We start from the raw sequence: 14,449 nt of genomic DNA, 5'->3' as shown, positions 1-14,449 counted from the left end.
GGAGGGTGGTCCTCCGTACGAAGGTCGGATCTTCGCCCGCCGCGCCCTCCCGACGGCTCCGACGGCCGCGTCCGCCGGCGTCCGGGCGCGGGCAGCGGCGAGTCAGATGACGTACTCGCCGGGGTCCGTGCCGCCCAGGTCGAGCCGGAAGGGCGGGTACTCGTCCGTCATCAGGGCCGCGTACGCCGCGACCCGCAGCACCCACCGGTTGAGGCCCATGACCAGGTCGAACAGGTCGCGGTGGTAGCGGCCGGTGAACGCCAGGGCCACGGCGGCGTACAGCACCAGCAGGCCGATGAGGCCCGTGTCCCACCAGCCCGCGTGCCAGCCGCCGGCAAGGAAGGCGACCACCAGGTACTGCGGGACGGCGAGCAGCCACCACTTGACCAGCACCAGCCCCCGGGAGAGCCGCTCGGGGTACGCGATGTGGAGGCCGGTCGGGTAGCCGGGTTCCTCGCCCAGGCTGAACGGCGGGTACCGGTCGGTGGCCAGGGCGCCGTACGAGTAGTACGAGACGCGCCAACTCCAGCGCAGCACCCCGACGTTGAAGTCGAAGAGCCCCCGGGGGTAGCGCTCGGTGAACAGGATCGCGAAGAACGCGATCACACTGACCACGAAGAACCCGATCCACAGGAAGGCCAGCACCACCACGTGCGGGATGACCAGGATCCACTTCACGAGCCACAACCACCGGGACAGCGGCTCGTCCAGGCTCCCCGTCATGCGTACCGGGCGGTAAGCGGTCGGAGTGCTCATCACGCGGTCCTTCCGGGCGCCTTCCCCCTCGGTTCCAGCCTGCTCCCGTACCGCGCGGGCTGCGACCGCTCCGGGTCGCGCGGCAGGTCAGACGAGGGCCGCCACGTCGTCGGGGGCCTCGTCCACCAGGAGGTGGCCGGCGTGCGGGACGACCTCCAGGTCCGCACCCAGCGCGGCACGGACGGCCGGCGCCAGCCGCCGCGGCGGCAGGAAGACGTCATGGGCGCCCGACACCACGCGGTGCGGCACGGCCCGGACCCGGTCGTCGAACGCGGCGCGGCCGGGGGCGCCGCTGGAACGGGAGTGGCGGGCGACCAGGGTCAGCCACTGCACCAGCTCGGCCCGGGGCTCGACACCGGGCGCCGTCATGCTCCGCAGCAGTCGGCCGCTGCGTGCCGGGCCGGGGCTCAGGTACCAGGCGGCCGAGGCGGCGAGCAGACCGGGCGTCAGCCGCAGGGCGCAGAAGCCGCCGGGGGAGAGCAGCAGGCGTCGCTCCACGTGCGGGGAGCGGCAGGAGAGCGCGATGGCGGCGCCGAAGGAGTGCCCCATCACGACGGCGGGCCCGGTGGTCTCCAGGACGTCGTCCAACCAGGCCCCGTACCAGGCCAGTCGCCCGCCGGACAGCCCGCGGGCCCCGGAGCTGAGCCCCGGTTGGCCCGGTACGTCGGCCGTCACGACGCGGTGGCCGGCCCGGACCAGTGCCGCGGCCAGGGGCAGGGAGGCGGCCGCGTTGAAGTTGGTGCCGGGGACGAAGACGACGGTGCTGGTGCTGGTGCTGGTGCCGGTGCCGGTGGGGGTGTCGGCGCCGGGTCCCGGTCCGGCCGTGACGACGTGCGTGCGTGCGCCGCCGGCGGCGAGCGTCGTCCGCTCGTGCGGTACCGCCCAGGAGTCGAGCCGTTCGACGCACCAGCGGCCGATCTCCTGCTGCCCGGCGGTACTGCGGTAGATCGACTCCATCGGACCCCTCGCCCCTCGACTCGCGCGCTGCCCTCGGGTTCTGCTGACGGCACTACGACGACGGGGGCGCGCCGCGGGTTCCGGGCGCGACGGTCACGGCCGTGGGTGCGGTGCCGAGGCGGCGCGGGGCGCCGGAAAGGGCCGCGCGGCGGCGGTGCCGCGGGGTGACAACCGGTAGGGAAGTGCCGCGTATGTGACGGGGTGAGGGTTTTGATCCGGTAGCTTCGCCGGTGGCGCGGGTCACCGTCGTGCTCGCGCTTCCGAACCCGACCTCGTGAGGTGTGGTCTTCATGGGCATGTCCATCCGCAACCAACTCGCCGGCACCGTCACCTCCGTCGCCACCGGGGAGGCGATGGCCTCGGTGAAGGTGCGTCTGGCCGGCGGACAGGACATCACCGCGGCGATCACCGCCGACGCGGTCAACGACCTTGGCCTGGCCCCCGGTTCCGCCGTGAAGGCGCTGGTCAAGGCCACCGAGGTGGCCGTCGCCACCGGACCCGTCGAGGGCATCTCGATCCGCAACCAGCTGGCGGGCGCCGTCGTCGGCGTCTCGACCGGCAGCGCGATGGCCTCCGTCAAGATCGCCGTCGAGGGCGCCGAACTGACCTCCGCGATCACCAAGGAGGCCGTCGACGCCCTCGGCCTCTTCCCCGGCTCCTCGGTCGTCGCGCTGATCAAGTCGACGGAGATCTCCCTGGCCGCCGCCTGACCGCTCCTGCGGGCCGGGCCCACATGCGCGCCGACCGGTCCCCGTCAGAGGTTCGGCGCGGCCCGCAACGCGCCCGGCGGCGACGGGGAACGCCGCGCCGATCAAGGCCCGTCCGGCTCGTCCGACCGCCAGGGCCGGACGGCCCCCGAGGGGGCCGTCCGGCCCTGGCGGCCGGGGGTGGGGCGTGGTGTCATGTAGAGGACGGAAAGAGTCCGGAATTCGAGGACGCGGAGAAGCGGCCCACGGTCGCGCACCGCACAATCAGGATCCGCGAGAAGCGGGTGGACTCTTTCCGTCCGCGGCCACGGACGCGCTGCCGTCGAGCCACGGACGCGCTGGCGTCGAGCCCCGGGTGCGCCGCCTGCGCCCCCGTGCCGGGCAGGATGGGGAGGCGTACGCTCGGACCGGGGGCAGGGACCCGTGGACGCAGCGGCGGAGGCCCACCATGTCGCACACCACCGAATGGCGCGTACGCCTCGACCTCGTCGAGGACGACCGCATGACGAAGGCCCGCGTGGAGCTGGACACCGGCACGGCCACGCTCACGGGGCACGGCACGGCCCGCCGCAGCCCCCAGGACGCGGACGTACCCGTGATCGGCGACGAGCTCGCCGCCGCCCGCGCCATGGAGAACCTCGCCGACCAGCTCAAGCGCGCCGCCTACGGCGACATGGCGGCGTCCGGATCCGCCGCCGGGCCGGAGTCCCTCCGCCCCTACGCCGGCTGGCCGGACCTCACCACCTCCTGACGCCGCCACCTCCTCCGCCCCCACCCCGCCGACATGCCGGGGCGTCCCGAACTGCGGTCACGGAGCCCTCGGTTGTGCAGCGGCGACCCCGTACGCCGGCCCGGCCGGACGGACTTGGGCCGCCCACCCGCCCCACCCGCCACCCCCGGCGGGCCGGGCGCGGTAACGGCGTACACGCAACTCGACTCCGGATTCCAGCCGGCCGACCCCGCCACGGCAGGGCGGCGGACGCCCGGGCGCCCCGCGGGGTGAGCGGCGCGGAACCGGCTCCGTCCCCCGTACGTCCCAATCGCACCACCGCCGCGTACGGAAGGCACCCCATGAACCCCACGCACCCCCTGCGCCCCCTCCGTCGCCTCGCCCCCCTGCTGCTCGGCTTCGCCCTGGCCGCGGCCGGCTGCGCCGGGACGGCCGACGCCAGCTCCGCCGCGGGCACGTCCGTCCGCCCGGCCACCGGCACCGTCTCCGACGACCGGGCCGACGACGGTCGGCCCGCGCCCGGCCCGGTCGACCGCGACGACCCCGCCGTCGGGCCCGCGTCGGCCGCGGTCGGAACCTGGTACCGCTTCGACCTGTACACGCACTGCGGGGTCAGTACGCTGAAGTTCTCGGGCCGGTACTGGCGGCTGATCCAGATGCGCACCGACTTGGAGTCCGGCGTGGCCGGGCCGCGGGTGGACTGGGGCCAGGACTACACCCCGGGATACGTCCAGCTGGAGTCCGACCGGGTCGCGGTGTTCGAGACGGCGGGACAGCCGCCGCTCGTCTTCGAACCCACCACCAGCCCGGTCATGCTCTGCAAGTGACTCGCACAGGGGGAGCGCGGGGATGAGCATAGGAGCGGGAGCGGGACCGGGGCCAGAAGCAGCGGCACGGCCGGACCAGGAGCCGGAACCGCGGCGGGGCTCGGGAACGGGACCAGGGCCGGAACCGGGAACGGGCCCGGGCCCGGGCCCGGGCCAGGAGCTGACCCCGGCGCCCCCGCCGGCGTCCGCAGCACCCGCTGACCCCGGCCCCGACCCCGGCCCCGGCCCTGACCCCAGCCCCGACCCCGGCCTCTACGGCCCGGGGTCCGTCACCTGGCAGTGCCACGGCGACCCGATCATGTGGCTGGCCGGCGTCCGGGCGCTCTACCTCCAGGCCCTCCACCCCCGCGCCGTCCGCGGCGTCATCGCCAACTCCGACTTCCGCACCGACACCTGGGGGCGCCTGCTGCGCACCGCCGACTTCGTCGGCACCCTCACCTACGGCACCACCGAGGCCGCCGAACGCGCAGGCGCCCGCGTCCGCCGCATCCACACCCACCTGGGCGCCATCGACCCGGCCACCGGAGCCGAGTTCCGGATCGACGACCCCGAGCTGCTCCTGTGGGTCCACTGCGCACAGATCGAATCGTTCCTGCACGTCCTGCGCCGCTCCGGCGTCCGCCTCACCCCCGCCCAGGCCGACCGCTACGTCGACGAGAACCGGGTGAACGCCCGCCTCGTGGGCCTCGACCCGGCCACCGTCCCCGCCACCACCGCGGAGCTGGCCGCCTACTTCGCCGCCGTCCGCCCCGGCCTCGCGGCCGGATCGGACGCCCGCGAGGTCGACGCCTTCCTGCGCCGCCCTCCCGTCCACCCCCTCCTCGTCCCACTCCGCGCCCTGCTGTGGCGGCCGCTCGCGACCGTCGCGTACGGATCGCTGCCCGACTGGGCCCACACCCTCTACGGCAGACCCGCCCCAGCCCCCCGCGCCGTGACCCGGCGCCTGCGCCTCACCGGCCTCCTGCTGCGCCTGATCCCCGCACGTCTTCGCTGGCAGCTGCCCCCGGGTCACATCTTGAAAGCAATGGCCCGCCTGGGGCCCGCCACGCGTCCCTCGCCGTACACACTGCGTAGAGTGGCGGCCATACTGAACGGGCCGGGGAGGGCGCAGCACGACAACGGGGGCGGCAACACGAGATGGCGGAGTTGGCTGAAAGCACACTGATCCAGGGCCGATATAGGCCGCTCGACCTGATCGGGCGAGGCGGAATGGGCGAGGTCTGGCGCGCCCATGACGAGTCCCTCGGTCGACACGTAGCGGTCAAATGCCTTAAGCCGCTCGGACCCGGACAAGACCCCCACTTCACCCAGGTGCTCCGCGAACGCTTCCGCCGCGAGGCCCGCGTCGCCGCCTCCCTCCAGCACCGGGGTGTCACCGTCGTCCACGACTTCGGGGACGACAGCGCCTCGGGCGGCCAGCTCTACCTCGTCATGGAGCTCCTCGACGGGCGCAACCTCAGCCAGCTGATGGAGGCCTCGCAGGGCCGCCCGCTGCCCGTGGCGGAGGTGATCGACATCGCCGAGCAGATCGCCGCCGCCCTCGCGTACACGCACGAGCAGGGCATCGTCCACCGCGACCTCAAGCCGGCCAACATCATGCGGCTCAGCGACGGCACCGTGAAGATCTGCGACTTCGGCATCGCGCGCCTGGCCCACGACATCGGCTTCACCGCCAAGCTGACCGGCGGCGGCATGGCCATGGGCACGCCCCACTACATGTCGCCCGAGCAGATCGCCGACGCCGAGGTCGACCACCGCAGCGACCTCTACTCCCTCGGCTGCGTGCTCTACGAGATCGCCACCGGCGCCCCGCCCTTCGACCTCGGCGACTCGTGGTCGGTGCTGGTCGGCCACCGCGACACCCCGCCGGTGCCGCCGCGCGCGCACCGCGAGGAGCTGCCCCTGTACTTCGAGGAGGTCGTCCTCGACCTGCTCGCCAAGGCCCCCGAGGACCGCCCGGCCGACGCCCGCCGGCTCCACCAGCGGCTGCTGGCCGGCCGCACCGGCGGCACCGCCGCGGTCCGGGTGGCCGCCCCCCGGCCCCCGGCCGAGCCCACGGGCCTGCCGCACCCGCACGAGGCCCCGGGCCTGGCGCACCCGCACGAGCCGCCGGGCCCGGCGCAGCCTCACGAGGCCCCGGGCCTCGCGTACCCGGTGGAGGCCCTGGGCCTGCCGTACCCGGCGCAGGCCGACGCTGCGGCGTACCCGGCGGAGGCCCCGGGCCTGGCGTACCCGGCGGAGGCCGCGGGCCTGGCGTACCCGGCGGAGGTGGCGGGCCCGGCGTACCCGTCGGAGCTCGACGGCCTGTCGTACGCCGGTGGGACCGTAGCCGCCCGGCACGCAGGCGAGGTCACCGGCCTGCCGTACGCCGTCGAGCCCGTCGGCTCGATGCCCGGCAGCGGGTCCACCGGCACGCCCCCCGCCGGCGGAGTCACGGCGGAACCGCTGTACGCCCCCGGGGTCACCGGAAACCCGTCCGTACACGGGGTCGCCCCCGGGGCGTACGTCGCCGAGACGGGGTGGCACGCCGCGCCCACCACTCCGGAAGAGGCCTGGGGCCCGCCGCTGCCCCCGTGGGCCCGCGCCATGGTCACCGGGCCCAGGGCGGTACGCCCCCCGGCCCCGCCCGCCGCCGACGCCCCGGCCCCGCACGCCCTCACCGGACCGTGGACCCTCGCCGCCCAGGCGGTCGAAGCCATGGCCGCCCCGACGGCCGTACCCGCCCAGGCTCCCTCCGCCGTGCCCGCCCAGGCCCCTTCGGCCATGACTGTCCCGGCACCCGCCGCCGAGCATGCCCCGGCGCCGGGCGCCGACCTCGGCGACCCCCGGGTGCCCGGCCAGCGCGGCACGCCCACCCCCGAGTACCTCGGGCTCCTGGAGGTCCGCCACGGCACCGGACTGAGCCTGGGCCGGCTCGGCCGCTGGGCCGAGGCGGCCGAGGTGCACCGTTCGGTGGCCGCCGCCCGCGCCGAGGCCCTGGGCCCGGACCATCCCGAGACCCTGGCCAGCCGCTACGAGGTCGCGGTCACGCTCAGCCGCACCGGCCGGGCCGGCGACGCGCTCATCGAGTACGGCAAGGTGGCCGAGGGCCGCCGCCGCACGCTCGGCCCCGATCACCCGGACACCCTCGCGGCCCGCCAGGAGGCGGCGTACGTCCTCGGCCAGCTCGGCCGCCACCAGGAGGCGCACGAGCTGTACGCCGAGGTCCTGGCGGCGCGTGAACTCGCCATGGGCGGGGACCACCCCGACACCCTCCGCTGCCGCCACAACCTCGCCGTCAACCTCTCCCGGCTCGGCCGCCCCGAAGAGGCGTACCGGGCCGTCGAGGAAGTGGCCGCCGCCCGCGCCCGCGTACTCGGCCCGCTGCACCCGGACACCCTGCTCACCCGCTACGAGGCGGCATTCGCCCTCGGTCAGCTCGGCCGCTGGGACGAGGCGCTGGCCGGCTACAGCGAAGTGGCCACGGCCCGCGAGCGGACCCTCGGCCGGGACCACCCGGACACGCTCGCGGCCCGCTACGAGGTCGGCATCAGCCTCGGCCGCCTCGGCCGCGGCGCGGAGGCGCTCACGCTCTACCACGAACTCGTCGCCGACCGGACCCGGGCGTACGGCGCCGCGGACCCGGAGACCCTGCGCGCCCGGCACAGCCTGGGCGTGAACCTGGGCCGGCAGGGGCACTGGGAGGCGGCCCTCGGCGAGGCGCACCACGTCAGCGGGCTGCGCGCGAACGTCCTGGGGCCGCGGCACCCCGACACGCTGGTGAGCCGTCGCGAGGTCGCCGTCGCGCTCGGCTGGCTCGGACGGTGGGCCGAGGCGCTCTCCGTGTACGAGGAGGTCGCCCGGCTCCGCGAGGAGACGCTGGGCGCCGACCACCCGGACACCCTCGCCGCGCTGGGCGACCAGGGGCACTGCCTGGAACGCCTGGGCCGGGCGGCCGAGGCCGCCGAACTGCACCGGCGCCTGGCGGCCCTCCGCCACCACAGCCTGCCCTTCGGCAGCCCGATGCCCCCGGTCGCCGGCTGACGCCACCGCCACCCATGCCACACACGGCTCCGCCGCACCACCCCCACGCACCCTGGCAGTCACCGATCCCGCCGTGCTAGGCAAGGGCCATGACCGCACGCGCCGATCTCCCCAAGCCCGCGCAGGACGTGTACGACGCCGTGATCGTCGGCGGTGGCCACAACGGCCTGGTCGCGGCTGCGTACCTCGCCCGGGCGGGCCGCTCCGTGCTCGTACTCGAACGCCTCGGCCACACGGGCGGGGCCGCCGTCTCCACCCGCCCCTTCGCCGGTGTCGACGCCCGCCTCTCGCGCTACTCGTACCTCGTCTCCCTCCTGCCCCGGAAGATCGTCACCGAGCTGGGCCTGGAGTTCGCCGTCCGCAAGCGCACCGTCGCCTCGTACACGCCCACCGTCCGCGCCGGCGCACCCACCGGCCTGCTCGTGGGCGGCGGCGAGGAGCGGACCCGGGAGTCCTTCGCCCGGCTCACCGGCTCCGACCGCGAGTACGAGCGGTGGCGCGCCTTCTACGAGACCACCGGCCGCGTGGCCGAACGCGTCTTCCCCACCCTCACCGAACCCCTCCCGACCCGAGCCGACCTGCGCCGGCGCGTCGACGACGAGGCCGCCTGGCGGATGCTCTTCGAAGAGCCGCTCGGTCGCGCCGTCGAAGAGCGCTTCACCGACGACCTGGTGCGCGGCGTGGTCCTGACCGACGGCTTGATCGGCACCTTCGCCGACGCCCACGACCCGTCCCTCGCCCAGAACCGCTGCTTCCTCTACCACGTCATCGGCGGCGGCACCGGCGACTGGGACGTCCCTGTCGGTGGCATGGGCGCCCTCACCTCCGCGCTCGCGGCGGCCGCCCGGTCCACCGGGGCCGAGATCGTCACCGGCCACGAAGCGGTCCGGATCGAGACCGACGGGGCCGCCGAGGCGGCCGTGGACTACCGCACCCCGTACGGAGAGGGCCGCGTCGCAGCCCGCCAGGTGCTCGTCAACGCCTCCCCGCAGGCCCTCGCCCGGCTCCTCGGCGAGGACCCGGTGACCCCCGCCGAGGGCGCCCAGCTCAAGGTCAACATGCTGCTGCGCCGACTGCCCCGGCTGCGCGACCGCTCGGTCGACCCGCGCGAGGCCTTCGCGGGCACGTTCCACATCGCCGAGGGGTACGAGCAGCTGGCCGCCGCCCACGCCCAGGCCGCGGCCGGCGAACTGCCCGCCGCCCCTCCGTCGGAGATCTACTGCCACAGCCTCACCGACCCGACGATCCTCGGGCCGGACCTGATCGCCGCCGGGTACCAGACCCTGACCCTGTTCGGGCTGCACACGCCCGCCCGGCTGTTCGAGAAGGACAACGACGGGACCCGCGAGCGCCTGCTGGCCGCCACCCTCGCCCAGCTGGACGCCCACCTCGACGAGCCGCTCGCCGACTGCCTCGCCGTCGACGAGGACGGCCGGCCCTGCATCGAGGCGAAGACACCGCTCGACCTGGAACACGAACTGCGACTGCCGGGCGGCCACATCTTCCACCGCGACCTCGCCTTCCCGTACGCGGAGGCCGCCGAGGGAGCGGGCCGCTGGGGCGTGGGCACGGGCCGCGCCAACGTGTTCCTGTGCGGCGCGGGCGCCGTCCGCGGCGGCGGCGTCAGCGGGATCCCGGGCCACAACGCGGCGATGGCAGCGCTCGAGGCGTAGTCCCCCGCCCCCCCCGTCGCGCCCCGGCCCGGCTTTTACCAAATTCGACTCCCGGGGTCAAGCCACGCATTCGTGGGACATGACCCGTCCGTCTCCATCCGGTTTATTTGAAGCAGGTCCTCACCGGGGGAATTCCCCAGAAATACGGACCACGACACCGAATGGAGAAATCCGATGAAGAAGACGTCTCGCAAGATCATGCTGGCTGCGGCTTCCGTGGCACTGGCCGGCGGCGGTATCGCCCTCCCGGCCACGGCGATGGCCGCCCCGGCCCCCCAAATCGCCGCGGCCGACAATACGCCGAACACCCCCAACACCCCGAATACGCCGAACACCCCCGGCGGCGGCAACACCCCGAACACGCCGAACACGCCCAACACCCCGAACACCCCGGGCGGCGGCGGCAACACCCCGAACACCCCCAACACCCCGAACACGCCCAACACCCCGGGCGGTGGGGGCAACACCCCCAACACGCCCAACACCCCGAACACCCCCAACACCCCGAACAAGGGAAAGGGCAAGGCCAAGGCCAAGGTCAAGACCCCGAACACCCCGAACACGCCTAACGCAACACCCCGAACACCCCGAACACGCCTAACACTCCGAACACCCCGGGTGGTGGCGGCAACACCCCGAACACCCCGAACACGCCCAACACCCCGAACACCCCTGACTGAGGTGATCCCCTCTGAACACATGGCGGAGCCGCGCAGTGACCTCACTGCGCGGCTCCGCCGCGTGATGTAGAGAGTCGAGCGCCCTCGGCCTCCGATGGCGCCTACGGCGTGTTCGGCGTGTTCGGCGTGTTCGGGGTGTTCGGCGTATTCGGCGTGTTCGGGGTGTTCGGCGAATTCGGGGTGTTTGGCGTGTTGGGCGTGTTGGGCGTGTTCGGGGTGTTGGGAGTGTTCGGAGTATTAGGCGTACTGGGGGTGTTCGGAGTATTAGGCGTATTGGGGGTATTGGGCGTATTGGGAGTGGTCGGGGTGTCGGGGGCCCCGTGCGCCGCCGCGTAAGGCGCATACGGGGCGTAGGCCGAGTACGGGCTGTACGGCACGTACGGCGCGTAGGTCGACGGTGCCGAGCGCTGCTCGCTCTTCTCGGTCGCCTGCTTCTGCAGCGTCGCCAGGTGCCTTGTCTGGAGGAACTGCGCAGGTGGCGTCAGGACGGCGATCCGCGGGAGCGCCGGGAGCTGCGGGAGCCGCGGCAGTTCGGGCAGCCGCGGGAGTGCCGGCAACTGCGGCAGTTGCGGGAGCTTGACGGCTTGCGGCGTGAGCGGCGACGACACTGTTCGCCCGCCCCGGACGTCGGTGCCGTGGGATGAATGGCCACGTGCATCCGCCGCGTGAGCACTCCCCGCGCCGAGGGCGGACAGACCTGCCGCCACCACGGTGGCGATTACGACCTGCTGGAGCTTCTGCATGAATTCTTACCCTCCGTGCCTTGCTTGCTCGACCACCCGATTACGGATTGCAAGCGATGGTCGCCAAAAGTACACACGGGAGGGGACGTGCACCGGCCGGGGCCAACGAGTCGCCCGTTCCATCACCCATTCGTCGGGCGAAGCCCCAAAGCCCTCGGGGTGGGCCTGCCGCAGGGCCTGCAGGCCGCCCCTGTCAAGCGCCGAGGGGACCCACACACCACGGGACCCACCCCCCGCGAAGCCACCTTCCCCTGCACCTCCTGCACTTCCTGCACCCCCCTCACCCTCACCGACTCCGCAGCCGAGCCTGAGGCACGAACGCCGCCGCCACCAGCAAGCTGATGCCCCCGGCGCTCCACAGCAGGGCGGACAGGGGCCAGTCCCACCGGATGAAGGCCGCGCCGACCACGCCCCCGGCGAACATGGCCCCGACCGACGCCGCCCGTCGCTGCGTGGCCCCGGGCCCGCGCCCGAAGGCCGGGTCGCGGCCGAGCAGCGACCCGGCGAGGAAGGCCGTCATCGCCCGGGTCACCAGAGTGGTCGGCATGTCCGGTACGGCCACCCGCATGGCGGTGACGTTGCGGAGGCCCATCGCACAGGCAAGGGTGGCGATGACGGCGAGGTGCCGCCCGGTCGGGGCGCTACTCAGCGGCTGAACCCCCCAGGCCACTCCGCCGGCCGCCGCCACCAGCAGGCCCTCCGCGGTGACGGCGAGCACGAACCAGCGGTGCCGGTGTGCCTCCAGCCGCCCCTCCAGCCGGGCGCCGGCGACCGCACCCAGCACGAACGCGCCGAGCGAGACCGCGGGAGCGCTGACCGACAGCCCGCCCTGTCCCATCAGCCCGAAGCCCAGGAAGAGCAGGTTCCCGGTCTGCATGGCGGTGAACACCGGACCCAGCCCCAGCAGGGCGGCCGCCTCGACGAGCCCGGTCGCGAACGTGAGGGCCGCCAGCAGCCGAGTCAGCGTCCCCGCCGGCGCGGCACGGGTCGGGAGGGGGTGTGCCATCAGTCCGCCGACCGGGTCCAGCCCACCGCCACGAGCCGGGCCGCGTCCGCAGGCCGCTCGTCGGAGAAGACGATGGGTTCCCCACCCCCACCCCCAAGCTCCGCCCCCGCGCCAGCCGCCACCCTTCCCTCATCGCGCACCTCAGCCCTCCCCTCATCCCGCGCCTCAGCCCTCCCCCCATCCGGCACCTCAGCCCTCCCCCCATCCCGCGCCCCCACCCGCACCCGAATCCGGTCGACGTAGACCCCCCGGCCCACGTACCGCCCCTCGGCCCGGTGCCGGAAGCGCAGCCGGAGCTCCTCGTCCGCCCAGCGCTCCAGGGGCGCCGTCAGACGGTGCCAGACGCGCCCCGACCAGCCGGTGACCATGCCCTGCGGCCACTGCTCGCGGCCCACCCCGTGGGCGGGGGAGACGGTGCCGGAGGAGACGGCGCCAGAGCGAACCGCGCCGGAGCGAACCGCGCCGGAGCGAACCGCGCCGGAGGAGCCGGCGCCCGAGGAGCCGGCGCCCGAGGAGCCGGCGCCCGAGGACCCGCCCCCCGAGGACCCGCCCCCCGAGGACCCGGCACCCAAGGACCCGGCGTCGAACCGCACGGACGCCAAAGGCACGGTGTCGAAGGGCACAGGCTCCCAAGAGCCACCACCGTCGACGGAGGCCTCCAGGTGCGCCGAGCCGTCGCGGGGCACGGTGTCCCACCACAGGTCGCACTCCAACCGCGCGTGTGCCCCGAGCGGTCCGAGGGCGGGCAGGGTCAGCGTCCCCGTGCCGCCGGTGGCCATCCCGGAGTACCAGGCGGGTCCGCCGTGCGCGGTCCGTACGGGCACGGCCCGGGCCACCGCGTTGGCCACCGCCACCCGCGGCGCGCTGCCGGCCCGCCAGGTGCGCACCGGGTGCACCGAGTTGCCCAGCAGGATCAGGTACGAGTCGGTGGACGGGTCGAGCACGAGGGACGTGCCGGTGAATCCCGTGTGCCCGGCCGCGTGCGGGGTGGCCATCGCGCCCATGTACCAGTGCTGGTAGAGCTCGAAGCCCAGGCCGTGGTCATCACCGGGGAAGGCGGTGTTGAAATCGGTGAACAGCAGCTCGACGGAGGCCGCCGACAGGATCCGTACGGCGCCGTACGCCCCGCCGTCCAGCAGCGTCCGGGCGAGGACGGCGAGGTCCCAGGCCGTGCCGAAGACCCCGGCGTGGCCCGCGACCCCGCCCAGCGTGTGGGCGTTCTCGTCGTGCACCGCACCCCAGACCAGTCCCCGGTCCAGCCCGGACCAGGGCGGCCGCTCGACCTCGGTGGCCGCGGTCAGCGGGCGCCACGCGGCGGGCGGCCGGAAGCGCGTGCGGTGCATCCCGAGCGGAATGGTGATCTCGTCGCGCAGCAGGACGTCCAGCGTGCTCCCGGTGACCCGTTCGAGGAGCAGGTGCAGCGCGATCAGGTTCAGGTCCGAGTACCGGTAGACGCTGCCAGGCGGGTCCTGCGGCCGCACCTGCCACAGCAGCCCCAGCTGTCCCTCACGGGTGGACTCCCGGTAGAAGGGCACCCAGGACCGTAGCCCAGAGGTGTGCGTCAGCAGCTGACGCACCGTGATCAGCTCCTTGCCGCCACCGGTGAACTCCGGCAGGTACCGGTCGACGGGCGCCTCCAGCTCCAGCGCCCCGCGCTCCAGCTGCTGCACCGCCAGCACGGAGGTGAAGAGCTTCGTCAGCGAGGCCAGGTCGAAGACGGTGTCCCGGCGCATGGGGATCCGCTCGGCGGGCGGCAGTTCGCGGGCGGTGTCGGTGCGCCCGTCGTAGTCGGCGTACCGCAGGGCGTCCCCGACCGCCTCGTGCAGTGCGACCGTCCGCCCCCGCCCGGCGAGCACCACGGCCCCCGCGTACCACGGGTGCGTCGGCGAAGGCCCCAGGAAGCGGCGGGTCTCGTCGAGCGCCGCGTCCAGATGCTCCTCCAGCAGCCCCGCCTCGCGGGCGCTCCCGTACCGCAGGCTGCGCCACCCGCCCGGTACGCCCCACCGGCGGCCGGGGCCTCCGCTGCCGCCGTCCGGGCCGCCGTCCGGGCCGCCCTCCGGGCCGGTCCCGTGACCGCCGTCCGGACCCCCGCGGCCGCCGTCCGGCCCGGTGCCTCGGGCGGCCGCGGCCCCCGGCAGCGACTGCGCGGCGAGCACGCCACCGAGTACGCCGCCGAGTGCCAGCAGGTGCCCTGCCAGCCTCCTGCGGCTCAGCCGGCCGGAAACGCCGTCCTTGTCCTCAGCCTCGCCCATGACCGGCCTTCCTCCCTCGCGGCGGCGCGTCCCCCAGTATCTGCCCGCGCACCGGCCCCACCCCGCTCCGACGGGCCCGCAAAGAATCTGACACA

At 74.6% G+C, this 14,449-nt stretch carries 11 protein-coding genes and 1 pseudogene; 7 read left to right on the top strand and 5 right to left on the bottom strand.

From position 1 onward, the window contains the following. Window positions 1-102 precede the first annotated feature (102 nt). Both IF43_RS0108200 and IF43_RS0108195 read right to left on the bottom strand, forming a co-directional pair. Window positions 103-756 (bottom strand): DUF4389 domain-containing protein, encoded by a 654-nt coding sequence (locus IF43_RS0108200; RefSeq protein ID WP_030196093.1) that lies wholly within the window; start codon window positions 754-756, stop codon window positions 103-105. Window positions 757-843: 87 nt separating this feature from the next. After that, complete coding sequence (locus IF43_RS0108195; RefSeq protein ID WP_030196090.1) at window positions 844-1,713, bottom strand: alpha/beta fold hydrolase; 870 nt, start codon at window positions 1,711-1,713, stop codon at window positions 844-846. Between the two features lie 290 nt (window positions 1,714-2,003). Between IF43_RS0108195 and IF43_RS0108190 the strand changes: the two genes are divergently transcribed. From IF43_RS0108190 to IF43_RS42030, 7 genes and pseudogenes are all read left to right on the top strand, one after another. Then, entirely contained in the window at window positions 2,004-2,423 is a 420-nt protein-coding gene (locus IF43_RS0108190) for a molybdopterin-binding protein (protein ID WP_030196086.1), read from the top strand. A gap of 445 nt (window positions 2,424-2,868) precedes the next feature. Beyond that, the gene (locus tag IF43_RS0108185) at window positions 2,869-3,171 is read left to right on the top strand and encodes a dsRBD fold-containing protein (protein ID WP_030196084.1); all 303 of its coding nucleotides are present in this window, start codon (window positions 2,869-2,871) and stop codon (window positions 3,169-3,171) included. Window positions 3,172-3,491: 320 nt separating this feature from the next. After that, window positions 3,492-3,977: a hypothetical protein gene (locus IF43_RS0108180; protein ID WP_030196081.1), complete on the top strand. Its 486-nt coding sequence runs from the start codon at window positions 3,492-3,494 to the stop codon at window positions 3,975-3,977. A gap of 241 nt (window positions 3,978-4,218) precedes the next feature. Then, window positions 4,219-5,142, top strand: a pseudogene (locus IF43_RS0108175) (oxygenase MpaB family protein); the annotation flags it as partial. Beyond that, a complete protein-coding gene (locus IF43_RS0108170; protein ID WP_051794927.1) occupies window positions 5,124-8,000 on the top strand; it encodes a serine/threonine-protein kinase in 2,877 nt (958 codons plus the stop codon). The pseudogene IF43_RS0108175 and the gene IF43_RS0108170, both read left to right, overlap by 19 nt. Window positions 8,001-8,089: 89 nt before the next feature. After that, complete coding sequence (locus tag IF43_RS0108165) at window positions 8,090-9,673, top strand: NAD(P)/FAD-dependent oxidoreductase (protein WP_030196073.1); 1,584 nt, start codon at window positions 8,090-8,092, stop codon at window positions 9,671-9,673. 174 nt (window positions 9,674-9,847) lie between these two features. Next, a complete protein-coding gene (locus IF43_RS42030; protein ID WP_199922689.1) occupies window positions 9,848-10,423 on the top strand; it encodes a hypothetical protein in 576 nt (191 codons plus the stop codon). A gap of 31 nt (window positions 10,424-10,454) precedes the next feature. Here IF43_RS42030 and IF43_RS41490 read toward each other — a convergent pair whose 3' ends face one another. From IF43_RS41490 to IF43_RS36175, 3 genes are all read right to left on the bottom strand, one after another. Further along, a complete protein-coding gene (locus IF43_RS41490; protein WP_158939204.1) occupies window positions 10,455-11,096 on the bottom strand; it encodes a hypothetical protein in 642 nt (213 codons plus the stop codon). Window positions 11,097-11,382: 286 nt separating this feature from the next. Further along, the gene (locus IF43_RS36180) at window positions 11,383-12,102 is read right to left on the bottom strand and encodes a YoaK family protein (RefSeq protein WP_051794890.1); all 720 of its coding nucleotides are present in this window, start codon (window positions 12,100-12,102) and stop codon (window positions 11,383-11,385) included. Continuing rightward, the gene (locus IF43_RS36175; RefSeq protein ID WP_051794888.1) at window positions 12,102-14,354 is read right to left on the bottom strand and encodes a serine hydrolase domain-containing protein; all 2,253 of its coding nucleotides are present in this window, start codon (window positions 14,352-14,354) and stop codon (window positions 12,102-12,104) included. The genes IF43_RS36180 and IF43_RS36175 overlap by 1 nt, the downstream gene beginning before the upstream one ends. Window positions 14,355-14,449: the final 95 nt, after the last annotated feature.

The sequence above is a fragment of the Streptomyces sp. NRRL S-87 genome (assembly GCF_000719335.1).
In the GTDB taxonomy this organism is placed as follows: Bacteria; Actinomycetota; Actinomycetes; order Streptomycetales; family Streptomycetaceae; genus Streptomyces.
Note: the sequence above shows the minus strand (reverse complement) of the source record. Positions and strands in the feature narration are given on the sequence as shown.

Bases quoted from the DNA above. Each gene is read 5' to 3' on its own strand.
- IF43_RS0108200 (WP_030196093.1), bottom strand. From the start codon at position 756: ATGAGCACTCCGACCGCTTACCGCCCGGTACGCATGACGGGGAGCCTG.
- IF43_RS0108195 (WP_030196090.1), bottom strand. From the start codon at position 1,713: ATGGAGTCGATCTACCGCAGTACCGCCGGGCAGCAGGAGATCGGCCGC.
- IF43_RS0108190 (WP_030196086.1), top strand. From the start codon at position 2,004: ATGGGCATGTCCATCCGCAACCAACTCGCCGGCACCGTCACCTCCGTC.
- IF43_RS0108185 (WP_030196084.1), top strand. From the start codon at position 2,869: ATGTCGCACACCACCGAATGGCGCGTACGCCTCGACCTCGTCGAGGAC.
- IF43_RS0108180 (WP_030196081.1), top strand. From the start codon at position 3,492: ATGAACCCCACGCACCCCCTGCGCCCCCTCCGTCGCCTCGCCCCCCTG.
- IF43_RS0108165 (WP_030196073.1), top strand. From the start codon at position 8,090: ATGACCGCACGCGCCGATCTCCCCAAGCCCGCGCAGGACGTGTACGAC.
- IF43_RS42030 (WP_199922689.1), top strand. From the start codon at position 9,848: ATGAAGAAGACGTCTCGCAAGATCATGCTGGCTGCGGCTTCCGTGGCA.
- IF43_RS41490 (WP_158939204.1), bottom strand. From the start codon at position 11,096: ATGCAGAAGCTCCAGCAGGTCGTAATCGCCACCGTGGTGGCGGCAGGT.
- IF43_RS36180 (WP_051794890.1), bottom strand. From the start codon at position 12,102: ATGGCACACCCCCTCCCGACCCGTGCCGCGCCGGCGGGGACGCTGACT.
- IF43_RS36175 (WP_051794888.1), bottom strand. From the start codon at position 14,354: ATGGGCGAGGCTGAGGACAAGGACGGCGTTTCCGGCCGGCTGAGCCGC.